Raw genomic sequence first — 21,316 nt, forward strand, 5'->3', positions numbered from 1 at the left:
AATAATACGATGAAGAACAAAATAAATATATTTCTTATTCTATTATTAACACTAGGCTTTTCATGTAATGATAGCTTAGAAGAAGTTAATATAGACCCTAACACTTTCCCTTCTGCTGGAGACGAACAAGTTTTAAGCTCTGCTATTGGCTTTATGGGATATATTGTTGAAACCGATTTAAATTACAGTGAATCCTTCCTTTGGAGTCAATACTACACATGGGGAATTGGGGTTTCAATTGGTAATGAAGAACGTTACGTATCTGATCCTGGGGATTTTAATGGTTACTGGCAACGTGCGTATGCAAACTCACTTGCAGATTTAAATTATATAACTAAAACTAGTACTAATAAAGCATATAGAGGTATAGCCAATGTATTAAAAGCTTATTTATTTCAAGGTTTAGTGGATCATTTTGGAGATATTCCATTTACTGAAGCCCTTTCGGGATCTATTGAGGATGGTTCTGTATTAACACCAAATTATGATTCTGCAGAAACTGTTATTTACCCAGCATTGGTAGCAATGTTAGATGAAGCTTTAGAAGATTTAAGTACAGCTGATGAGGATGAAATAAGTAGAATAGGACCTGGTGATTTTATTTACTATGATGATGATGAAGAAGTAGAAAGTACTGATATTTCAAAATGGATTAAGTTTGCAAATTCATTGAAGTTAAGAGTTTTAATGAGAACTTCTGAAGTTAGTCCACAAGGAGCTGCAATACAAACGCTTATTAGCACTGGTACTTTTATTGAATCGGTTGCTGATATGCCATTTATTCCATATACTGGAAATACTGGTGATCAAAACCCCATGTTTGCTAGAGCTGAATTTGGAGTAGGTATGTTTTATTTTGCTAGTAATGCGACTTTAGATTTACTTGAATCACTTGACGACCCTAGAGCCGAAGTATTTTACACCAAAGCTACTACAGGAACATTTGCAGGGCAATTACACGGGATAGATCAAGGAACCATAGACAACGAACCATTTACTGCACCGGCTTCTGATTACAGTATGGCTTCTGCATATGCCTATTCGTCATCAAAACCTGTTATTTTAATGAGCCCATGGGAAGTTTGGTTTTTAAGAGCTGAGGCTGCTGCAAGATATAGTACAAGTGATGATGCTGGAACGGCATTTTCTACAGCCATTGAGTTAAATTTTGGCTATATGGGAGTTGCTGATGCTGCTTCTTACATTAGTACTTTAAATTTTGCTGGAGCAACCACATTAGATGCTAAACTTGATATGATAGGTATACAAAAATGGATTTCTTTAAATGGAACACAAGAGGACGAAGGATGGATTGAATCACGTAGATTTGATAGACCTGCAAGTAGAATATTTACTGATGGTATTTTTCAAACACCTCCAGCTTCTGTTTTGCCAAGTGGAACATTTCCGTCTTCATGGTTGTATCCAGAGTCTGAAAGAAGTTTCAATCCAAATGCGTTACCACAAAGAAGTATTACTGATGCTATATTTTGGGATAATTAAAAAAAAATAAAGATGAAAAATTATAAATTAATATTATATACGTTTTCAATCATAGGATTGATATTAACTAGTTGTGACCCTAGTGTAGAGGCACCCGGTGCAAGTGATAAGTCAGAGGTGACATTCCTCCCTTTAATTACCCTAGAGGGAGGTGATGTTGTTCTTGATTGTGAAAATCCCTCTTATACAGACCCCGGGGCTGTAGCATCAGCTGGAGGAGTAGAAATAGATTTAGAAACAAAAGTAACTGGAAAATACTTTGGAGGAAATTCAGTGGATGATGGTCCTGATGTTTATTCTGTAGCATATAGTGCTTTTAATTCCGATGGCATTCCAGCCACTGGATTTAGAACAGTTTTGTGGCCTGAATGTAATGGTGATCTTGTAACCAGTATAGCAGGTATGTATACAGCTTCCGTTGCAAGAGACGGAAGTTCACCCGCTGGTTATCAAAACAATGGTCCTTTTATTATTAGGGACTTAGGTGATGATAGATATGCCATATCTGACGCACAAGGTGGTTGGTATGAATATGGAAGAGGACTAGGTGTGACTTATGCTACAACTGGCATGGTTCTTAAAGCAAATAACATTGCAACAAATAGTTTTACTAGTGAAGGAAATGTTACTACTGGTACTTTTGGAGGCTCAAATACTTTTACTAGTCTGGTAGTAGATCCGATTGCAAAAACCCTTACACTTACAGTTAACTGGGATTTTGGTTATACATTTGTATCAACTTGGACTCAAACTGATAAATACTATAATTAAAAATCAATAAAATGAAAAATAATATAATTTTAAAAAAGTTGGGCTACCTATTTTTGAGTTTTGCTTTCGTGAGTTCCTTCGTAGCTTGTGATCAAGTTGAATCTGTGCCTGATGAAAGTGATATAAAAGTAGAAGAAGTTACTGGACATTGGTATGTTCAAGTGTCTGTTGATGGAGACTTAGTTGCTGATTATTTTCAAATATCAATATATAACACATCTGCTAATGACGGAACTGAAATTTGGTTGGATGATCATAAAAATTTCTGGTGGTTTAAATTTAAAACTCCTATAAATCTGTCAAGTATGTCTTTTTCTGGCACTAACTTAGCGAGCAGTGTTGAAGATGATGATTCTTCAACCCCTAATGTTATTGAAACCTATGATATTGATGTAAATGTAACTAACGGTATTATAGTAAAAAAAGGGACAACTGCCTCGGGTAGTGGAACCGTTGTAGATAGCATTTCATTTGACATTGAATTTTCTGATGATCCAGGAACCATTTATCAAATAGCTGGATATAAAGCGACAGGTTTCATAGATGATAATCATTAATTTTCACGATAATAATTATAAAAAACCACCTAATTTCATAGGTGGTTTTTTTATACCTTTACCTCATGCAAGAACAAACACAAATTTTTGGAATACGAGCCGTTATTGAAGCCGTAAATGCAGGTGAAACTATTGACAAAGTCTTTCTTCAAAAAGGCTTAAAAGGTGAACTGTTTAGTGAGTTAGAATCTGTGCTCAACAGAAACTCGATTAACAAATCGTATGTACCTGTTGAAAAGCTAAATAGACTTACCAATAAAAACCATCAAGGGGTTGTTGCTCAAATTTCACCCATTGAGTTCCATGATTTAGAAACACTAGTTCTGAACGTTATGGAATCAGGAAAAACACCATTATTTTTATTGTTGGATCAATTGAGTGATGTTCGAAACTTTGGTGCTATTATACGTACTGCAGAATGTACAGGGGTTGATGGTATTATTATCCAGAAAAAAGGTGGTGCTCCAGTAAACGGTGATACGATTAAAACCAGTGCCGGTGCTGTTTTTAAAATACCTATTTGTAAAGTTGACCATATTAAAGATGCCGTTTTTTATATGCAATCGTCGGGTATCAAAGTGATTGCTGCAACTGAAAAAACAGATGACACACTATATGATACTTCTTTTACCGAGCCTTGTGCCATAATTATGGGATCGGAAGATAGAGGTATAAACCCTTCTATTTTAAAAGTAGTGGATGCTAAAGCTAAATTACCTTTACTTGGCGAGATTGAATCTTTAAATGTATCGGTAGCCTGTGGTGCTTTTTTGTATGAAGCGGTGAGACAAAGGTTGACAATTGACCAGTAAGTTATGAGTTAATCAAAGAAGACAGATGACGGAAGACAGATGACAAAAACCCACCAACCAACAACCATCAACCATCAACCAAAAAATCAATCTTTCTTTTCTTTAAACGTATAATTTATTGCAGGTTGCTCCTGCTCTACTTCTGGGTTTATCTTTTCAATAAAGTTTCCATTTTCATCAAAGTGCTTTAAAAATGGGTCGTCAGCTTCATTATAATCGGTTTGCTCCCAAACATATTTTTTAGGTTTTGCTATAGATCTTCTAAAAGTTAATGCAAACAAAAGTCCTGTAATCAATCCTGATAAATGCCCTTCCCAAGAAACGCCTTCTTCTAATGGCAACGCATACCAAATCATACTTCCATAGAGAAAAACCACTAATAATGATAAGGCAATGAGTCGGTAATACTTTGCAAAAACACCTTTGAAAAATATAAAACTTACCAAAAGATAAATTAATCCGCTAGCACCAATGTGATAAGAAGGCCTACCAATACACCACGTTAAAAAACCGGAAACTATAATGCCGAAGCATAAAACTTTCCATGCAATAGGCCTATAGAAATAAAATAAAGCCGCGGACAAGACAAACAATGGAATGCTATTATGATACAAATGCTGGATACTGCCATGAATAAACGGACTAAAAACAACGCCTCTCAACCCTTTTAAGGTTTGTGGGTAAATCCCATACTTACTAAAGTTGAACCCAAAACGCACTTCAAACCAAAACACAAACCAAATAGTAAGCACAAAAAAAATAGGGTATGCTAAAACGCCTGTTGAAAATTTAAAATGGTGTTGATCATTCATAGAATTAAATATAGCAAATAATTGACCAAGTTTTGAGTTTATGCTAAAATGGCACAAAAGGTTCTAGGTTTTGGGTTCTAGGTTTTGGGTTCTGGATTCTAGATTTGGTGATCAGTCGACTATAATCAGGGAGGTTCAAATCGGGAATCGGGAATCGTGAAAGGTGATTCGGAAATAGCGTCTTGTCGTCGTTTAAAAACATCTTTTAGCCTCTCGGGTTCTGTTTTGGGTTCAAGGTTCTGGGTTTTGGGTTTTGGGTTGAGGTGAATCGTGAAGGAGAAGCGTGAAATTGTGAAGCGTGAAAGGAGGATCTTGTCATTTAAAAAAGCAGCTTTCTAACCTCTTGGGTTCGGGGTTCAAGGTTTTGGGTTCAAATGAAAGGTGAAGCGTGAAAGAAAGGTCTTGTCATTTTTACAAAAACATTTTTCCAACTTTCTAACTTTTTAACCTTCTAACTGTCTAACTTTTTAACCTTATGGCTTCTAAGCGGTTGGATTCTGGGTTTTCAATTCCACATTCTGAATACATAATTCTGAATTCTAAATTCTCAATCATCAATCATAAATCGTTAATCGTCAATCGTTAATTTCGGGAAAGGTGAATCGGGAATAGCATCTTGTCGTCATGTTAAAAAACAGTTATTTAACAATCTAACCTTCTGGGTTCTGGGTTTCGGGTTTTAGATTCTATTAAAAAACTTCAATTAAGAAGACTCCTATTTTCGCAGGAATTATTTTAACTTTACATTATGAATGAACCTTTAGCAGAACGATTACGCCCAAAGACCTTGGATGACTATGTAAGCCAAACGCATTTGGTGGGTAAAAATGGTGCACTAACACAACATATAAAGCAGGGTTTAATTCCGTCGATGATATTATGGGGACCTCCTGGAACGGGGAAAACAACCTTGGCAAATATTATTGCTGCCGAATCTGGCAGACCGTTTTACACCTTAAGTGCCATAAATTCTGGGGTTAAAGATGTTAGGGATGTTATTGATAAAGCAAAACAAAGTGGCGGTTTGTTTACCACTAAAAACCCTATTTTGTTTATTGACGAAATACATAGGTTTAGCAAATCGCAACAAGACTCTTTATTACAAGCGGTTGAAAAAGGATGGATTACCCTTATTGGCGCTACTACTGAAAACCCAAGTTTCGAGGTGATTCCTGCACTTTTATCCAGATGTCAAGTGTATATTTTAAACGCTTTTGACAAAAGCGATTTAGAGATGCTTTTAAGGCGTGCTATCGAAAACGATGACTCCTTATCCAAAAAAACCATAAACCTAAAGGAAACCAATGCGCTTTTAAGGCTTTCGGGTGGCGATGCCAGAAAATTGCTGAACATTTTCGAACTGATTGTAAATTCTGAAAACGCCGATGTTATTGAAATTACAGACGAAAGCGTATTACAAAAAATTCAAAACAATACGGTTCGTTACGACAAAACAGGCGAACAACATTACGATATTATTTCAGCGTTTATAAAATCCATTCGCGGGAGCGACCCCAATGCCGCTGTGTATTGGTTAGCGCGTATGATTGAAGGTGGTGAAGATGTAAAATTTATAGCCCGTCGGTTACTCATTTCGGCAAGTGAGGATATTGGAAACGCCAACCCTACCGCATTGGTTATCGCCAATAACACGTTTCAAGCAGTTACGGCAATTGGCTATCCAGAATCCAGAATTTTACTTAGCCAATGTGCTACGTATTTAGCCTGTTCGCCTAAAAGCAACACCGCTTACATGGCTATTGGTAAAGCGCAACAGTTGGTAAAGGAAACGGGCGATTTGTCAGTGCCTTTAGATATTAGAAACGCCCCTACAAAACTCATGAAAGAACTAGGCTATGGCGAAAATTACCAATACGCACACAACTATGAAAATAATTTTGCAAATCAGGAGTTTATGCCTGACGCTGTAAAAAACACCAAACTTTACGACCCCGGAAATAACGCTCGCGAAAATGCACATCGGGATTTTTTAAAACAACGTTGGAAGGATAAGTATGGGTATTAGTTGATGGTTCTTGGTTCTTGGTTGTTGGGTCTTGGGTAAGTTGATTTATTTTTTCACGGCTTAACAACTAATCGACAAACAACCAAACATTTTAAAACTTAATATTTAAAACATCTTGCTTTAAAACATTATTTTCATAATACTCTAAAATCCAGTTAGCATCTTTTTTATATAAAGTGGCATTTTTGTTTTCTACTAAAAACACACCATCAATACTGGTTTTTTTAATTTTATAAACCACTTTAGGCGTACTATCTACCAACTGAAAACCGTTTTCAATAGCTTGGGCATATAAAACACCCGATGGAGCTTCTTTTACAATAGGTTCTGCAACCGCATCAACTTTTGGCTCAACTTTGTCAGACACAACAGCTTCTTTTTCCTTTTTTAAGTTTTGGATTTCTTCTCTTAATTGCTGTATTTCTTTAGAAACTTCACTCTCGTTTTCTACGTTTTGTGAAACTGCAATGGAGTTATTAGTATTTGGCACATATTTATAATTAAGCGCTTCAATAGATTTAAAAGCATCTCGCAATGCTTCGTTATATGCTTTTTGGTATTCTTTTTCTCTACTCTCTCCCATTTCGGAAGTATAAACCACTTGGTCGTTACAATTTTTTAGCTCTACCGTTAATTTGGTTTTAAACAGTCCCGAATCTTTTATTACATTAGATTTCAACGCCAAACATCTGTTTCTAATAACATCTTCTGGGTAATTGGAGCCTTCCATGAGCGTTTGAAAACCATATTTGTCAAATAAAAACTCGGTTAATGAATTTAACTGATATTGGTCGGCTTCCTTTAAAAAATCGTATTTATTCGGTATAATAACGTACTTATAATTGTTTAAATTGGCTTGGGAAAATATACTTGTAGAAAGTAAACATGTAACTAGTATGGCAAAATATTTAAGCTTCATTTTTATTTAATTATAGTTAAACAATCTTTGTAAAGATACACTTTTATAAATATTTTTTTAATTCTATTAATCCTCTAATTTGTTTAACGCTAGTTTCTATATTCATATTATTAGTATCAAAATAAATAACATCCATTCCTACATTTATAGCGCCTTCTATATCGGCTTCATAACCATCACCAATCATAATGCTTCTGCTTATTTCTGTTTCGGCTCTTTTAATGGCATAATGAAAAATTTCGGGATGTGGTTTTTTAATACCAATATCTTCGCCATTGGTAATAGTTTTAAAATAATGATGAATGTTCGATTTTGTTAATTTTCTATATTGAACTTCCTCAAATCCGTTAGACAATATATGTAGATTGTATTTTAAACTCAGGTAATCCAGAATTTCAATGGTGTTTTCAAATAAGTAATTATTATCGGTAAGATAGGTGATATAATCTGTTGATAGTTTACTTATCATGGCATCTTCAACATGCAGATTGGCAGCCACAAAAGTATCCCTCAATCGGCCGAAGCGCAGCACTTCTTTATCAATTTTCGCATCTCTGTAAAGTTTCCAATACTGAAAATTTATGTCGCGGTAGTGTAATAAAAATTCATTCAAGTCAATAGCTATAGCATTCATTTTAAAAATTTTGTCAAATGTTAATTCTGAATTTTTATCAAAATCCCAAAGCGTATGATCTAAATCGAAAAACACATCGGTAATACCACTAATTTTCATTTCCTGATTCTAAAATAATATTAAACAATTCCTTAAAACCCCTCCACCGTTCTATATCGCTAAATGTATAATTATGAAACACCGGAATAAACTCGCCATTTACCTGTTTCACCTCATAAATAACGTTATTCAACATTTTCTTTTTATCTAATAACGACTGGTTTTTCAACAACACATAGTCCATAACATGATAAGCACAAACCTTTAAAGGCGTTTGAATTTCATAATCTAAATCGTAAAAGAAAAAAGGCGTGCAAGAGCCTGCCCTAAAACCAATTTGGTTCACATAACCCATGGTGTAATCTTCCAATATTTCAAGTTCAATAAGATTTCTGTAGGATTCTGGCAGGTTTAATTTTGAAAACGATTGTCGGGATGCTTTCAGCGCTGTATTTAAAATATCTTCCATTTTAAGTTTTTCCTTTTTCAAAATCGAAAAATCGTCGGTGGCAAAAAACGATACTTTCAAACCGACTTCGCAATAATCGGCAACATGTTTAATAAGCGACACAAACTTCCTTTTATTAGGATTAATGCCTTTATCGTAAGTTGAGAAATCACCAATTAAAAAGAAAAACAAAAATTTAAACTTGCTTTGTTTTTGTTTATTGATAATGTATTTAAAAGTGTCATAAGGGTCATGTTTTAAATTAAAAATAACCATAAACCTGTTGTACAAACTCTTAAACTCGAACTTAAACAAATCTTTTACAGAACCCCCAAAACTTCGCATAAGCCCTTTCAATTTAAAATGGTAGGGACTGGGCACATCTATTATAGGTTTAATACGATATTCCCTTTGCGGAAATTCAAATTCCGGAAATTGTACCCGCAACGCTTCCTTAAACTTATAAGCCCAAATATCTACAACGGGCTGATGTAAAAAATCATGTTTAAAAGCAATACTTTCGGTTGCTATAAAGCGTCCGAAATCGTCTTTTACATGGGGCAAATATTCTTCATACCTTGAAAGAAGGTAAAAGGATGCTGCAAAAATATCGAAAGGTATGGCACTTTTATCTCCATTAAAAAAGAAGCATTTGGTGTTTCCCCAATTTTGAACATGAATTTCAATATCATTCAAACCTTGTTCAAATAAAATATCGTGGCTTTTAATGAAAAACTCATTACTGAGTTGCTGTTTTGTATATGAAATTTTTAAATTATCGTGAGCAATAAACTCCTCAACTTTAGTGGTAAAAGAGACCTCAACACCCAAAACTCGTGTGCATATATGTTTAAAAACATACTTTAAGCGTGGTGTGATATTATGTGTATAAACTAAAAGCATAAAATAAGTTGCCCGTTTTTAGCAGCAGTAAACAGTTTTAAAAACAATTACTATAAAATGGCTTCATCGGCAAAACTAAAGTATGCATTTTCGGTTACAATTAAATGGTCCAACACTTTTATATCCAAATTTTCTGCTGCTATTTGTAATTTACTGGTAATTTGTTTATCAGCTTTGCTGGGTTTTAAGGTGCCGGATGGATGGTTATGTGCCAAAATAAGTCCCGTTGCGCCTACTTCCAAAGCATTTTTAAGTACTAGACGTACATCGACCAAGGTACCTGTAATACCGCCTTTACTTAACTGGGTTTTTAAAATAACCTTATTGGAATTGTTTAAATAAACAATCCAGAACTCTTCGTGTTCCAGTTCACCAATAATAGGTTGCATCAATTCGAAAACCGATTCACTGCTGATTATCTTTTTCTTTTCCAAGGCCTCCTCGCCTCTTCGTCTGCGACCTAACTCTAAGGCAGCGGCAATGGTAACGGCTTTGGCTTCACCAATACCTCTAAACTCCATAAGTTGGATAATAGATAGTTTCCCCAATTCACTTAGGTTATTATCTACACTTGCCAAAATGCGTTTGCACAAATCGACAGCACTTTCGCTTCGGTTACCCGAGCCAATTAAAATGGCTACCAATTCGGCATCGCTTAAAGTTGACTTCCCTTTATAGAGTAATTTTTCGCGTGGTTGGTCGTCTTGACTCCAATTTTTTATTGAAAATGAGGCTGTTTTTTCTTGCATAAAGTAAAGATATATATTGAAGTCATTTAAACTTTTCTTTTACCTACAAAATTCACATTTTGTTCCCTAATTTTGACTTTTTTAAGTCCCGTAGCGATGCTATGCAACATAAAAAAGGCTTCATTATGAAACAAAAGCCGAATTTTTCGCTTACAAACAAAAAGTTTAAATCACTTAATTGTAATTTTATAATTCAATAATCGTCAACTTAAAATCGTATATTCATTGACCTATCCACCAAAAATACATCAAAATAACGAGATAAATCATATAATTGATGTAATAAAATCCTATCCATTGGCTACTGTAATTTCAATAAAAGACAACGTGCCTTTCATTACGCATTTACCTTTGGTTTACAACGAAGTTGGTAAATTAATTGGACATATTGACAAACAAAATCCGCAGGTGCCCTTATTAAAAGACAGCCAGCCTGTAACGGTCCTCTTTTCTGGGCCGCAATGCTACATTTCGCCCAGTATTTATGCGACAACCCAATTACCTACTTGGAATTATATTAAAGTGCATTTAAAAGGCACGGTTAATGCTATAGAGAGTAAAGAAGCCTTGAAAGAGTCTATTATTAAAATGACCGAGTTTTTAGAAGCTCCAGAACATAAATATGTTTTAGAACCCGATAACCCGCGCATGCTCGGGGCTTTGGATTATATTGACATATTTGAAATAACCATAGATTCTTGGGAAGGGAAATTTAAACTCTCACAAGACAAAAAGCCTCAAGACATACAAAATGCCCGGGCTGAATTGATACGTGCCAACCAAGAAAGCATTGAACACTTTTTAAACAAAGTGTTTTAACCCCACACCCATAAACTATGAAGCGTTTTATCGTTTTTTTATTTGCATTTTTAAGCTATTCGCACTTGGCAGTTTCTCAAGAAAAAGAATACACTTCGGTTATTTATCCGGAAGATTACACTGTACAGGTTGATGTTGCCTACACAGAAGTTAACGATTGGGTGGGATATATGGATTTATACATAAAACCTAATGACACGACGCCTACTCCAATAGTTATAAATATACACGGTGGCGGATGGCGAAGTGGTAATAAAGAATCCCAAACAAGTTTAAGTACCTTTTTTAAAAATGGCTACGCCGTAGCCAATGTCGCTTACCGATTGGCGGATATGGCTCCTGCCCCCGCAGCCATAGAAGATGTACGTTGTGCTTTAATATATATTCACAAACATGCCAAAGCACTAAACATCGATACGTCCAAAATCGTACTCATGGGCGGTTCGGCTGGCGGCCATTTAGCTTTAATGGCTGGTTTTTTGGGAAACAATAAACAATTTGACACCAATTGTCCAAACACGGAAAACATAAAAATAGCTGCCATTATAGACAAATATGGCATCACCGATTTAAGCCCTTTGGCTTATTGGAAATCGGCAAACAATTGGCTATCCCTTAATAATACCGATGCTGCTTTTGTTAAATCGGTATCGCCTATAAATTATGTGTCCTACAAAAGCCCGCCTGTTTTTATAGCACATGGTACTGCAGACCCTATTGTACCCTATATGCAATCGGTAATACTTTATAAAAAACTAAAAGCCAATCGGGTTAAAACAGAACTATTAACCCTTAGAAAAGGCAAACACGGTAAGTTTACAAAAAAACAAAACATACTATTAAGTAAAAGCATTTGGAAATTTTTGAATAAATTAGGGATATAATTTCTGAACTCGTTTAAACTTAATGTCATGAAAAAACTAACAAAAGAGGCTATCAATCAAGAGGTATTTGATTTGTATGATGATTATGCCCACAACAAAATTGACAGACGCCAGTTTGTTGAAAAATTGTCGCTTTATGCTATTGGAGGCTTAACAGTATCGGCGTTACTAAGCTATATGACACCCAATTATTTGGACACTCTTTTAGTAAAACCAAACGATGAACGCTTACAATCTGAATACATCACCTACCAATCGCCTAAAGGTGGCGGCGCTATAAAAGGGTTGTTATCAAAACCTGACAACACCTCTGGCAAATTACCCGGCGTTATTGTAGTCCATGAAAATCGGGGCTTAAACCCTTATATTGAAGATGTGGGCAGACGTACCGCACTTGATGGTTTTATAAGCTTAGCTCCCGATGCCTTATCGCCTTTGGGTGGCTATCCCGGTAATGATGACGACGGTCGCGAGATGCAACGTAAACGGGACCGCAACGAGATGCTTGAAGATTTTATCGCTGCCTTTCACTATTTGAGTACCCACGAAAACTGCAACGGAAAAATTGGTGTCGTTGGATTTTGCTTTGGGGGTTGGATTGCAAATATGATGGCGGTTAAACTACCTAATCTACTGGCAGCAGTGCCTTTTTATGGCGGACAACCAACTGCCGAAGAAGCCGCGCAAATAAAAACACCGTTGCTACTGCAATTTGCTGGTTTAGACACGAGAGTTAACGAAGGCTGGCCTGCATATCAAGCGGTTTTAAAAGAAAACAACGTTGAATATACCGCTCATTTTTATCCTGATGTAAATCATGGCTTTCATAATAACACCACACCGCGTTATGATGAAAAAGCAGCGACCTTGGCTTGGGATAGAACCATAGCTTTTTTTAAGGAAAAGCTTAAATAATCCTTTATAAACCACCTTTTAAACACTTTTTAAGCGATGCAATACAATGATGTTATTGGCACTATAGGCGTTGGACTTATCCTTATCGCCTATTTTTTAAACATTAGTGCCTTAATACCCAAAAATGGCGTTCTCTATTTTATATTAAACATTATAGGTGCCAGTTTGGCATGTTATGCTTCTGTTTTAATTAACTACACCCCTTTTATTATTTTAGAGGCTACCTGGGTTTTGGTTAGTTTTTGGGGATTGTTTGGGGTTTATAAGAAGGCATAAGGTTTTAGAAGGTATTTTTTTACATGACAAAAACCTTTATTCCATTAAAAAATACCTACAAACAGCTATAAGCTGACGTCTGATTTAGGTGCAAACAAGACTTAACCAAATTCTAGTTTTCAAGGACTTCCTAGCTTTACTCATAAAAGCACAGGTTGGCTTTGTGTACCGTGTTAATTAATCGATACTTTTTAAAATAAACACCCATTCACATTAAAAAACACCGACGAAATGCACACAAAACAAACATTTCATAGGGTTTCGATAGCGATTTTATAAGGGTTTGTTCGACATTCCTTCGAGGATTGTTCGGGAATCCTTCGTAAAATAGGGATTTTTACGAAGAATCCTCGAAGGAATGTCGAAGGAGACTCGAAGGAAACTACTTTTAAAGCATCGATGAACGGTAAATAGGGTTAAAAAAATCTGCTTTTTGTAAGTGGATATTTATTATATTCGTGGGGATATAAATTGGATGTAGAGAATTGGGTATGTTCAATTGTTGGCAGTAATTAAATGGGATACTATTTAGAATATATCGTTGAAAGTACAGAAGAAGAGTTATTGTCTAAAGTTTCTAATCATGTAACTATATTTTATAATTCTTTAAATGAACTTGACAAAAATGGTTTAATGGAAGGTAAATTAAAAGGCGGTAAATATGACTTCAACTTTAGTATAAAAAATGGAATTTTAAATATTAGTTATCCAAGAATAAAATATAGTTGGATTGTAAATAAATTGTTTGATGCAGACAAAATTGTTATTGATATCGACCGTGAAGTAATTAATTCTTTTCCTGGGAAAACAGTTTTTAGAATAGATGAACTAATTCGTGAAGATTTTGAATCTCAAACAATGGACAAATTATTGAAAACTGAATATATAGAACAACTTAACCTTTTTCTTCTTAATGAGGATTCAGATTATTGGAAAAAATTATAGCAACTACTACCGTGTATAAAAAATTGCTAGTTTTTGCTAATACAAAGTTTGGTTGCACGTTTGCTACAATTAAAACCGACAGAATGAAAAATTCAATTACACATCAAATTTTATTTCTCTCCCTAATATTTCAATTTAGTATTACAAATGCTCAAAATAAATTTGACATACCTTATGGAAGTAATGACTCAGTCGGGAAATACGTAGATTTAAATGGGGCAAAAATATATTATGAGGAATATGGAAAAGGAGAACCGCTACTGTTAATTCACGGATGTGGCGCAGATATTAAATCAATGGAATATCAAATTGATTATTTTAAAAATAAATACAGAGTCATTGTAGCCGATAGTAGGGGTCAAGGAAAATCAGAATTGAAAACCGACTCACTAACTTATACTCAAATAACAAAAGATTGGGAAGGATTAGTTAATTACCTAAAATTAGATTCCATTAATATTCTTGGATGGAGTGATGGAGGCATAATCGGTTTAAAAATGGGAATTAGCAAAAAAACTAAAATCAAAAAAATAGTTGCAATGGGCGCAAATTTAAGACCTGACACTACAGCAGTTAATAGTTGGGCTCCTGAAAATGTTAGAAAAAATCAAGCTCAAGTAAAGAAAATGATAGCAAATGGTGATACTTCTCAAGATTGGAATCTAGAACTTCAGCTCGATGGACTTTTATTAAACCAACCAAATATTAGCCATTCCGATTTAAAAAAAATAGCAGCCCCTGTTTTGGTAATGGTTGGAGACAGAGACATTATTAAAAACGAGCACGCTGTTGAAATTTTCAATAATCTCCCTAAAGGTCAGCTTTGCATTATGCCAGGTATTAATCACGGAGCCCCTCGGAACAATCCAGAAATATTCAACGAAATAGCAAATCGATTTTTTTCCGTTCCATTTGATTATATTTTAAAATGACGGCATAATGAAAATTTCAGTAGCACAAACAAAATCAATTAAGGGAGATATTTCTGCAAATATTGAAACACATAAAAAATTAATATCCCTTGCTATTTTATACAAAGTGGACACTATATTTTTTCCCGAACTTTCTGTAACAGGTTATGAACCTGAACTTGCAAAAGAGTTGGCAACAAATCAAGACAACAAAGAATTTGACGACTTCCAAGAAATTAGTAATAAAAACAGAATTACTATTGGAATCGGCATGCCAACAAACTCAAATTCAGGAATAAAAATTAGTATGATAATTTTTCACCCAAACTCACCAAGACAGACTTATTCAAAACAACAACTACATTCTGACGAGTTTCCTTATTTTGTAAATGGAGAAAAGCAAATCATTTTGACAATTGACAATAAAAAAATTGCCCCAGCCATTTGCTATGAAAGTTTACAAACCGACCATTCGGACAACGCAAAGAAACTTGGAGCAGAAATATATGTGGCAAGTGTTGCAAAATCACAAAATGGTATTGACAAAGCTATGAAACACTACCCAGAAATTGCCCAGAAAAATTCTATTCCAATTTTGATGTCTAATTGTATTGGTTATTGCGACAATTTTTTAAGTGTTGGACAAACATCTGTTTGGACAAAACAAGGGAAATTAATTGGACAACTTAATGACAAGGTTGAAGGAATATTAGTTTTTGATACTGAAACAGAAGAAATAATTGAACAAACCATATAAACTGCTCCCCGATACCATTAAGCCACATTTTATAGTTACAATTTTTACTTGCCGCGAATTGGATGCATGGCTTGGTGTTCTTTAAACTCCCCAATTTCCTCACTTAAGGTTTTATTGAGGTTTTGGAGCAGGTTATTTTGGAATTTCATAATCCCTATTAAATCATGCATGGCATTTAAATTTTCTAATTGTTTGTAGACAATCGTTTCTAAATCGGCTTTGGTGTATCTTTTGCTCATATCATTTGTTTTTTAATACTACGAATATCCATAAATTATTTATATCGTGTGTTCGTAATAGCGAACAACCGATTAATAAGCCAATTTAGAAAGCTAAAAATCTATCAAAAATTCAGAAATCGAACTTGGGACAATACGACAGTGCCAGAGATACGATTGGAAGGAAATTGGTTGAAAAAACTCGGCTTTGAAATAGGAAAAGAAATTGAAATTAAACAACAAAAGAATAAACTGACTATCACATTAATTGAAAAGAGGGAAAAATAGCGACGATGTCCATTCCGGCTAAGCTTCGTATCATTACCCTTAAAAAGAAAATCATTAAAAAACATAACCTAAGTCAACAATAACCATGTTGGACTTCTTCTTATTGCCTCTGTTTTAAATACCCAAAACGGCATGCGCTGTTTTTAACGAAAGTATGTAAATCAAAGGTTGAAAATGATCCTTACGAATTAGGGATATAGCTTTTTCCCAAACTTTTAACTTTGGAAACGCTATATCCCTAAACTTGCTTAATATTATATTCTTTAAAACCTAACCATGGATTCATATAAAGAACTCATCTTCACTTTTTTCAATTGGCTACAAAATAATCTTTTTGCCCCATATTTCACCTGTTTTTTTACTCCGTAGCGCTGCTATGAAGTGCTAAAAAGCTAAAATCTGGAACTAAAATCTCTATTTTTCGCTTCAATCAAAAAAGTCAAAATGAGTTCAAATAACACGAACTAGGCTTTTACTTTTTTTGAAATAAAATAGGCTACACCATATTGCAAAAGATTCCCTATGGTTTTTTTGAAAAATGATTTAGATTTCCCAAATAGTAGTTTTTTAGACAAATAGCCTCCCGTGATACTTACTGCTGTTTGTAATAAATTAGATTTTAAATCGGGGGAATGTGTAAAATCTTGAAATGTATCCTTAATAATATTAATTGGTTTTATACTTTCGGAAGTTATAGCCAATTGCTCTTTTAATTCTTCAAACTTTATCTTTTTTTCAAGTTCTAAACGTGCAATCATGATATCTAATTCCGAAGTTTGATTTTTATGCCATGTCATTTGAATTAGTTTTAGAATTATTTAACATGTGTTTTTTCTTTAGCAATTTTTCAATAAATAAATTTGCTACAGGCGCTTTAATTATTTTATCTCTGTAAAAGCTAATACAAATGGTTACTATTAAATAAAAGCCAGATACAACTAAAAAGCCGAAATAGTCTTTACCCAGGAGTTCTCCTAAATAGAGACTAAGACCAATGCTTAGAAAGAGAACTACCATTGCAACACCCATAGTTATTACTAGCCTTGATAGAATTGATGAAGCTACATCGGCAATTTTGTCTATTGCGTAAAGTTTTCCCAATTCTATATTAATCTCTGCATAATCTTTAGCTTTTTCATAAAGCAATTCTATATTTGTTGCAATAGTATCCATTTATTCTTCTTTATTTATTCATTTGTTCTCTTACAGTCCCCTTCATGTCCCTTGCTTCCTGCTTAATTTCTTCTTTTCCTTCATTTACTATTTTTTCGCCCTTATTTACCAGTTCTTCGCCTTTGCTTACAACCGAATGGTATGTGTTTGATACAGAATCTGCAACATCTTTCAAACCACTCACTGCCTTGTCTTTAATATCCTTGCTTTTTTTAGCAATTTTATTTCTTGTTTCCGAACCTTTATCTGGGGCGAATAAAACCCCAAGGGCTGCACCTACGGCCACGCCGCTTAATACGCCAATTACTGCTTTACTTGTTTTCATTGTCTTTTTTTTTAAATTATTAATTATTATTATTTTACACTAACATACTTTATGTTAGTTTAATTGTAGTGCAACATATACACTAATATTACTATTTTTTCCATCTGGAAAGGTATAAGTGCCATCACCAATCTCCCGCTCTTTACCTACGGTTGTAAGTCCATAGTTATAACGTGCTCCAATTCCAATTGATTCAAAGTCAAAACCAATACCGGCTGAAATACCAGCATCAATTTTATTGAAGTCGTCATTATCAAAATTCTCTTCAAAATCGAATGAACCATCATCTGCTTCATTCGTTACTTGTGCATCAATTAAATAGGCAACATAAGGACCTACATGAATATTAAAATTGGGAGTTACATTTGCCTTAAGCAATACAGGTACTTCAATGTAATTTAACTTAAACTTGGCTTCGCCCTCTGCGAAAATATTGTCATACATTAATTTAGAACCTTTTCTACTAAATAAAAACTCAGGTTGTATCGCCAAAAAATCGCTTATTGGCATACTTACATATAAACCTGCATTAAAGCTTGTTAATACATTATTATCATCTACATCTTCTGTGTACATGTTTGAAAAATTAAGACCACCTTTAATACCAAATCCTGCATCTGGAGAGGTAGTTGTTTGTGCTTGTAATGGTATGAATGATGCTCCTAAGGTTAAAACCAGAGCTATGATTATTTGAAATCTATTTTTCATAATTTGAGGTTTGAGGTTTTATTGTTTATCGTATGCTACAAAGATGCGACAGACTTAGAGTTTGTTTATTATAAAATATTTTAGATATTTTATAGAATTCCCATTTTTCAACTTAGAAGTGATTTAAAAATAAGTTTTTATATGTTTTAAATTAGGATCCAATTAAAGATTCAAGACCGCTAAAAGAAAATAGAATATAGACTAAAGAATATAGACTCAATGATAACAAATCTGTAATCTTTTAAAAAGCCATTATCACTGTGTTTGCAGTGAATTGTAAAAGTTTTGCGAGTATAGGAAATTTTAAAGTTCTGAGGAAAGATATAAAAAAACAAGAGGCTAAAAAGTCCTTTAAATTTAATTTGTCAGGAGCTTGTCGAAACCGATATTGAGTACCAGCAAGTTAAAACATTTTAACAAACTCAATATGAATATAGGACTAGACTTTTTAACCTCTTGCGGCTCTATCAGTATTCTGTTGAAAAAGAGAAGAAACGGAATATTATTTGTCTGAAACAGATTTAATATGGATGGTAGCTTCTTTTAATTCTGGGGAACTTACCGTAAGCTTTATGTCTCCAGTTTTTGAAGTACTTTTAATTATAACCATTGCTTTTCCCTTCCATGCTTTTCGTTTATTGGCAACGTATAAATCGGTGTCTTTAAGGTTGGCATTGTCAACAGCCACAATCACTCCAGGGCCATCAATATCAAACTGAAGTTGGTTTTCTGCATTAGGGTTGATGGTTCCTGCTGTGTCAATGACTTCAATGGTAATGAACGATAAATCCTGTCCGTTAGCCACCAACTGTGTTCTGTCGGCAATTAGCCTAATTTTAGTGGGATTGCCGGAGGTTTTTAAAACCGTTGTTTCTATTTCGTTATTGTCTTTTACTCCCACAGCAGTCAATTCACCACTGGAATAGGGCAAAGTAAAGTTTGCTTTGAACTCTTGTTCTTTGGTCGTTGATTGTTCGCCTATGAGTTCTTTATTAAGATACAATCTCACTTTAGGATATCTGGAATATACTTCTACCTCAATATCTTTACCTTCATGTCCTGGCCAAGTCCAGCTTTCCCATGTGGGCCAAACGGACCAATCTGTTAATTTGATTTCGCCATTTTCTGGATTGGGTTCTTTTACGGCCAAATATATTTTTTCAGTACCGTTGTATAACATGTCCCGATAATGCGAAATAGGTTTTCGCCAACCTATCAAATCAATATCACCACAATATGCTCCATGATAAGGAAAATGGTCTCTAACGTAATGTTCTCCTTCGGTTTCGCCGGGGTAATAATAACGTCCTATTCCAGATTCGCCAAGATAATCTATAGCGGTCCATACAAAATCGCCAATAATATATTTGTTGTTTTGTGTCAAGTTCCAGTTGGCAAATGCGTCTTTAGGATAAGATTCTGTTTGCACTATAATTCTTGAAGGCACCCGCTCGTGATCTGAAGGAGCTTCGTGCAACTGATAATTGTAACCTCCAATATCGTGAACGGCAAATAAAGGATCGAAGATTTCCCAACCCTGTCCCCAAGTAGTCATTGCCGAAGTCACCGGTCGTGTAGTATCTGTATTCTTGATTGTATTGACCAGCATTTTAGCAGTCTCAACAGCTTCCGGTTTTGTTCGTTCGATAATTTCGTTCCCGATACTCCACATAATTATTGAAGGATGATTGCGATCGCGCAATACCATGGCTTTTAAGTCGCGTTGTGCCCACGCATCAAAATACTTGGCATAGTCATTTGGGGTTTTACTTTCCCTCCATCCGTCAAAGCATTCGTCAATAACGAATAAGCCATATTTGTCACAGGCATCTAAAAAGGCTTCCGAAGAAGGGTTGTGTGCCGTTCTCACGGCATTAAATCCTGCCGATTTGAGCAATTTTACTTTTCGTTCTTCGGCTCTGTCGTATGCTGCAGCACCCAAAGAACCATTATCGTGATGTACGCAACCACCATTCAGGATAACAGGTTTACCATTTAGTTGAAATCCGTCTTCCGGAGTGAATTTTATGGAGCGTATACCAAATGTTTGTTTGGTGTTGTCAACGACTTCTTTGCCCTTTAGTATTTGTATTTGAGCTGAATATAAGTTTGGGGTTTCTGGTGACCATAATTCCGGTTTTGAAACCGTTATGGTTTGTTCTACTTCTTTTTCGCTATTTGCTGCAAGCGTTACATTTATTTGGTTGTCTCCTGCGTTTCCTTTGTTTTTGCCCTGAAGCTTGGTTTTAATCACCATATTTTGTGATGAAGCAGTTTCATTTTTAACCGTTGTTTTTATTTTAACGGTCGCTTTTTTAGAAGATACTTCGGGAGTAGAAATGGCTGTGCCCCAATTGGTAATATGTACCGGATTGGTGACAATCATCCAAACATGGCGATAGATACCCGAGCCGCTATACCAACGAGAATTTTTCTGTTGGGCATTGTCAACGCGAACAGAAATACTATTTTCTTTGTTTAAATCTATATAGGGCGTTAGGTCGTAACCAAATGAGGTGTACCCGTAAGGATAAATACCTAGGGATTTTCCATTGATAAAAACCTCTGAATTCATATATACGCCTTCAAAATAGATAGTGATTTTTTTGTCTTTCCATTCTGAGGTTGGTGTAAATGTTTTTCGATACCAACCAATACCAGCGGGAAAATAGCCGCCATCATTGCCCATTGGGTTTTTAGGGTCTGTTTGCCCTTCAATGCTCCAATCGTGCGGTAAATCAAGTTCTCGCCAATTGCTGTCGTCAAAATTAGGGGTGTTGGCGTTTAGCGGATCTCCTAAATAAAATTTCCAATTGGAATCAAAGAGCTGTTTGCGCTCTGTAGTTTGTTGGCTATAGGTAGTTATAAAAAAACTGAATACAAAAAGTGCGAGTAGAAAGCGGCGAAACTTTAGCATGTTTTTT

Annotated in this window: 24 protein-coding genes; 13 read left to right on the forward strand and 11 right to left on the reverse strand. The window is 34.9% G+C overall.

Translation table 11 applies throughout. The features are described from left to right. Positions 1-9 precede the first annotated feature (9 nt). The 4 genes from CJ739_RS02425 (at position 10) to rlmB (ending at position 3,643) form a co-directional block, all read left to right on the forward strand. Positions 10-1,503 (forward strand): SusD/RagB family nutrient-binding outer membrane lipoprotein, encoded by a 1,494-nt coding sequence (locus CJ739_RS02425; protein ID WP_117172465.1) that lies wholly within the window; start codon positions 10-12, stop codon positions 1,501-1,503. Positions 1,504-1,560: 57 nt separating this feature from the next. Beyond that, positions 1,561-2,274: a BT_2262 family domain-containing protein gene (locus tag CJ739_RS02430; protein ID WP_162880104.1), complete on the forward strand. Its 714-nt coding sequence runs from the start codon at positions 1,561-1,563 to the stop codon at positions 2,272-2,274. Positions 2,275-2,285: 11 nt separating this feature from the next. Next, on the forward strand, positions 2,286-2,831 hold the full coding sequence (locus CJ739_RS02435) for a lipid-binding protein (protein WP_117172467.1): 546 nt from the start codon (positions 2,286-2,288) through the stop codon (positions 2,829-2,831). Between the two features lie 65 nt (positions 2,832-2,896). Beyond that, positions 2,897-3,643, forward strand: a complete 747-nt coding sequence (gene rlmB, locus CJ739_RS02440; protein WP_117172468.1) for a 23S rRNA (guanosine(2251)-2'-O)-methyltransferase RlmB — start codon at positions 2,897-2,899, stop codon at positions 3,641-3,643. 86 nt (positions 3,644-3,729) lie between these two features. Here rlmB and CJ739_RS02445 read toward each other — a convergent pair whose 3' ends face one another. Then, a complete protein-coding gene (locus CJ739_RS02445; protein ID WP_117172469.1) occupies positions 3,730-4,455 on the reverse strand; it encodes a rhomboid family intramembrane serine protease in 726 nt (241 codons plus the stop codon). Positions 4,456-5,203: 748 nt separating this feature from the next. Here CJ739_RS02445 and CJ739_RS02450 point away from each other — a divergent pair. Further along, positions 5,204-6,481 (forward strand): replication-associated recombination protein A, encoded by a 1,278-nt coding sequence (locus tag CJ739_RS02450; RefSeq protein WP_117172470.1) that lies wholly within the window; start codon positions 5,204-5,206, stop codon positions 6,479-6,481. Positions 6,482-6,572: 91 nt separating this feature from the next. Here CJ739_RS02450 and CJ739_RS02455 read toward each other — a convergent pair whose 3' ends face one another. From CJ739_RS02455 to radC, 4 genes are read right to left on the reverse strand one after another with little or no spacing between them, the layout of a single operon-like run. After that, entirely contained in the window at positions 6,573-7,400 is an 828-nt protein-coding gene (locus tag CJ739_RS02455) for a hypothetical protein (RefSeq protein ID WP_117172471.1), read from the reverse strand. Between the two features lie 43 nt (positions 7,401-7,443). Further along, complete coding sequence (locus tag CJ739_RS02460; protein ID WP_117172472.1) at positions 7,444-8,133, reverse strand: YjjG family noncanonical pyrimidine nucleotidase; 690 nt, start codon at positions 8,131-8,133, stop codon at positions 7,444-7,446. Further along, positions 8,123-9,424, reverse strand: a complete 1,302-nt coding sequence (locus tag CJ739_RS02465; RefSeq protein ID WP_117172473.1) for a polysaccharide deacetylase family protein — start codon at positions 9,422-9,424, stop codon at positions 8,123-8,125. Before CJ739_RS02465 ends, CJ739_RS02460 begins: the two co-directional genes overlap by 11 nt. Before the next feature lie 50 nt (positions 9,425-9,474). Further along, positions 9,475-10,173: a RadC family protein gene (gene radC, locus CJ739_RS02470; RefSeq protein ID WP_117172474.1), complete on the reverse strand. Its 699-nt coding sequence runs from the start codon at positions 10,171-10,173 to the stop codon at positions 9,475-9,477. A gap of 225 nt (positions 10,174-10,398) precedes the next feature. Between radC and CJ739_RS02475 the strand changes: the two genes are divergently transcribed. The 7 genes from CJ739_RS02475 (at position 10,399) to CJ739_RS02505 (ending at position 15,680) form a co-directional block, all read left to right on the forward strand. Further along, complete coding sequence (locus tag CJ739_RS02475; protein ID WP_117172475.1) at positions 10,399-10,992, forward strand: FMN-binding negative transcriptional regulator; 594 nt, start codon at positions 10,399-10,401, stop codon at positions 10,990-10,992. Between the two features lie 17 nt (positions 10,993-11,009). Beyond that, positions 11,010-11,876 carry an alpha/beta hydrolase gene (locus CJ739_RS02480; RefSeq protein ID WP_117172476.1) on the forward strand — a complete coding sequence of 289 codons (867 nt, stop codon included), beginning with the start codon at positions 11,010-11,012 and terminating at the stop codon, positions 11,874-11,876. Positions 11,877-11,903: 27 nt separating this feature from the next. Then, on the forward strand, positions 11,904-12,791 hold the full coding sequence (locus CJ739_RS02485; protein WP_117172477.1) for a dienelactone hydrolase family protein: 888 nt from the start codon (positions 11,904-11,906) through the stop codon (positions 12,789-12,791). A 36-nt stretch (positions 12,792-12,827) separates the two neighbouring features. Further along, positions 12,828-13,067, forward strand: a complete 240-nt coding sequence (locus tag CJ739_RS02490) for a CBU_0592 family membrane protein (RefSeq protein ID WP_117172478.1) — start codon at positions 12,828-12,830, stop codon at positions 13,065-13,067. A 516-nt stretch (positions 13,068-13,583) separates the two neighbouring features. Then, entirely contained in the window at positions 13,584-14,012 is a 429-nt protein-coding gene (locus CJ739_RS02495; RefSeq protein ID WP_117172479.1) for a hypothetical protein, read from the forward strand. Between the two features lie 83 nt (positions 14,013-14,095). Further along, positions 14,096-14,944, forward strand: coding sequence for an alpha/beta fold hydrolase (locus CJ739_RS02500; RefSeq protein WP_162880105.1), 849 nt, complete (start codon positions 14,096-14,098; stop codon positions 14,942-14,944). A gap of 7 nt (positions 14,945-14,951) precedes the next feature. Beyond that, complete coding sequence (locus tag CJ739_RS02505) at positions 14,952-15,680, forward strand: carbon-nitrogen hydrolase family protein (RefSeq protein ID WP_117172481.1); 729 nt, start codon at positions 14,952-14,954, stop codon at positions 15,678-15,680. Positions 15,681-15,724: 44 nt separating this feature from the next. Here CJ739_RS02505 and CJ739_RS02510 read toward each other — a convergent pair whose 3' ends face one another. Further along, positions 15,725-15,919, reverse strand: a complete 195-nt coding sequence (locus CJ739_RS02510) for a hypothetical protein (protein ID WP_117172482.1) — start codon at positions 15,917-15,919, stop codon at positions 15,725-15,727. Positions 15,920-15,967: 48 nt separating this feature from the next. Between CJ739_RS02510 and CJ739_RS20685 the strand changes: the two genes are divergently transcribed. Further along, positions 15,968-16,186, forward strand: coding sequence for a SymE family type I addiction module toxin (locus CJ739_RS20685; RefSeq protein ID WP_257791453.1), 219 nt, complete (start codon positions 15,968-15,970; stop codon positions 16,184-16,186). A gap of 464 nt (positions 16,187-16,650) precedes the next feature. Here CJ739_RS20685 and CJ739_RS02520 read toward each other — a convergent pair whose 3' ends face one another. The 5 genes from CJ739_RS02520 to CJ739_RS02540 all read right to left on the reverse strand — a co-directional run bounded on the left by CJ739_RS02520 (position 16,651) and on the right by CJ739_RS02540 (position 21,309). Next, positions 16,651-16,983: a hypothetical protein gene (locus tag CJ739_RS02520; protein ID WP_117172483.1), complete on the reverse strand. Its 333-nt coding sequence runs from the start codon at positions 16,981-16,983 to the stop codon at positions 16,651-16,653. Then, entirely contained in the window at positions 16,970-17,359 is a 390-nt protein-coding gene (locus tag CJ739_RS02525; protein WP_117172484.1) for a hypothetical protein, read from the reverse strand. Before CJ739_RS02525 ends, CJ739_RS02520 begins: the two co-directional genes overlap by 14 nt. 10 nt (positions 17,360-17,369) lie before the next feature. Beyond that, positions 17,370-17,684, reverse strand: coding sequence for a YtxH domain-containing protein (locus CJ739_RS02530; RefSeq protein ID WP_117172485.1), 315 nt, complete (start codon positions 17,682-17,684; stop codon positions 17,370-17,372). Between the two features lie 54 nt (positions 17,685-17,738). After that, entirely contained in the window at positions 17,739-18,392 is a 654-nt protein-coding gene (locus CJ739_RS02535; protein ID WP_117172486.1) for a porin family protein, read from the reverse strand. Positions 18,393-18,894: 502 nt separating this feature from the next. Continuing rightward, complete coding sequence (locus tag CJ739_RS02540) at positions 18,895-21,309, reverse strand: glycoside hydrolase family 2 TIM barrel-domain containing protein (protein WP_117172487.1); 2,415 nt, start codon at positions 21,307-21,309, stop codon at positions 18,895-18,897. Positions 21,310-21,316 lie beyond the last annotated feature (7 nt).

Source organism: Mariniflexile sp. TRM1-10, from assembly GCF_003425985.1.
Lineage (GTDB): Bacteria > Bacteroidota > Bacteroidia > Flavobacteriales > Flavobacteriaceae > Mariniflexile.

Coding starts and splice junctions, on each gene's coding strand:
- CJ739_RS02500 (WP_162880105.1), top strand. CDS start 14,096: ATGAAAAATTCAATTACACATCAAATTTTATTTCTCTCCCTAATATTT.
- rlmB (WP_117172468.1), top strand. CDS start 2,897: ATGCAAGAACAAACACAAATTTTTGGAATACGAGCCGTTATTGAAGCC.
- CJ739_RS02445 (WP_117172469.1), bottom strand. CDS start 4,455: ATGAATGATCAACACCATTTTAAATTTTCAACAGGCGTTTTAGCATAC.
- radC (WP_117172474.1), bottom strand. CDS start 10,173: ATGCAAGAAAAAACAGCCTCATTTTCAATAAAAAATTGGAGTCAAGAC.
- CJ739_RS02435 (WP_117172467.1), top strand. CDS start 2,286: ATGAAAAATAATATAATTTTAAAAAAGTTGGGCTACCTATTTTTGAGT.
- CJ739_RS02465 (WP_117172473.1), bottom strand. CDS start 9,424: ATGCTTTTAGTTTATACACATAATATCACACCACGCTTAAAGTATGTT.
- CJ739_RS02505 (WP_117172481.1), top strand. CDS start 14,952: ATGAAAATTTCAGTAGCACAAACAAAATCAATTAAGGGAGATATTTCT.
- CJ739_RS02480 (WP_117172476.1), top strand. CDS start 11,010: ATGAAGCGTTTTATCGTTTTTTTATTTGCATTTTTAAGCTATTCGCAC.
- CJ739_RS02535 (WP_117172486.1), bottom strand. CDS start 18,392: ATGAAAAATAGATTTCAAATAATCATAGCTCTGGTTTTAACCTTAGGA.
- CJ739_RS02510 (WP_117172482.1), bottom strand. CDS start 15,919: ATGAGCAAAAGATACACCAAAGCCGATTTAGAAACGATTGTCTACAAA.
- CJ739_RS02495 (WP_117172479.1), top strand. CDS start 13,584: ATGGGATACTATTTAGAATATATCGTTGAAAGTACAGAAGAAGAGTTA.
- CJ739_RS02455 (WP_117172471.1), bottom strand. CDS start 7,400: ATGAAGCTTAAATATTTTGCCATACTAGTTACATGTTTACTTTCTACA.
- CJ739_RS02460 (WP_117172472.1), bottom strand. CDS start 8,133: ATGAAAATTAGTGGTATTACCGATGTGTTTTTCGATTTAGATCATACG.
- CJ739_RS02540 (WP_117172487.1), bottom strand. CDS start 21,309: ATGCTAAAGTTTCGCCGCTTTCTACTCGCACTTTTTGTATTCAGTTTT.
- CJ739_RS02450 (WP_117172470.1), top strand. CDS start 5,204: ATGAATGAACCTTTAGCAGAACGATTACGCCCAAAGACCTTGGATGAC.
- CJ739_RS02425 (WP_117172465.1), top strand. CDS start 10: ATGAAGAACAAAATAAATATATTTCTTATTCTATTATTAACACTAGGC.
- CJ739_RS02490 (WP_117172478.1), top strand. CDS start 12,828: ATGCAATACAATGATGTTATTGGCACTATAGGCGTTGGACTTATCCTT.
- CJ739_RS02520 (WP_117172483.1), bottom strand. CDS start 16,983: ATGACATGGCATAAAAATCAAACTTCGGAATTAGATATCATGATTGCA.
- CJ739_RS02525 (WP_117172484.1), bottom strand. CDS start 17,359: ATGGATACTATTGCAACAAATATAGAATTGCTTTATGAAAAAGCTAAA.
- CJ739_RS02530 (WP_117172485.1), bottom strand. CDS start 17,684: ATGAAAACAAGTAAAGCAGTAATTGGCGTATTAAGCGGCGTGGCCGTA.
- CJ739_RS02485 (WP_117172477.1), top strand. CDS start 11,904: ATGAAAAAACTAACAAAAGAGGCTATCAATCAAGAGGTATTTGATTTG.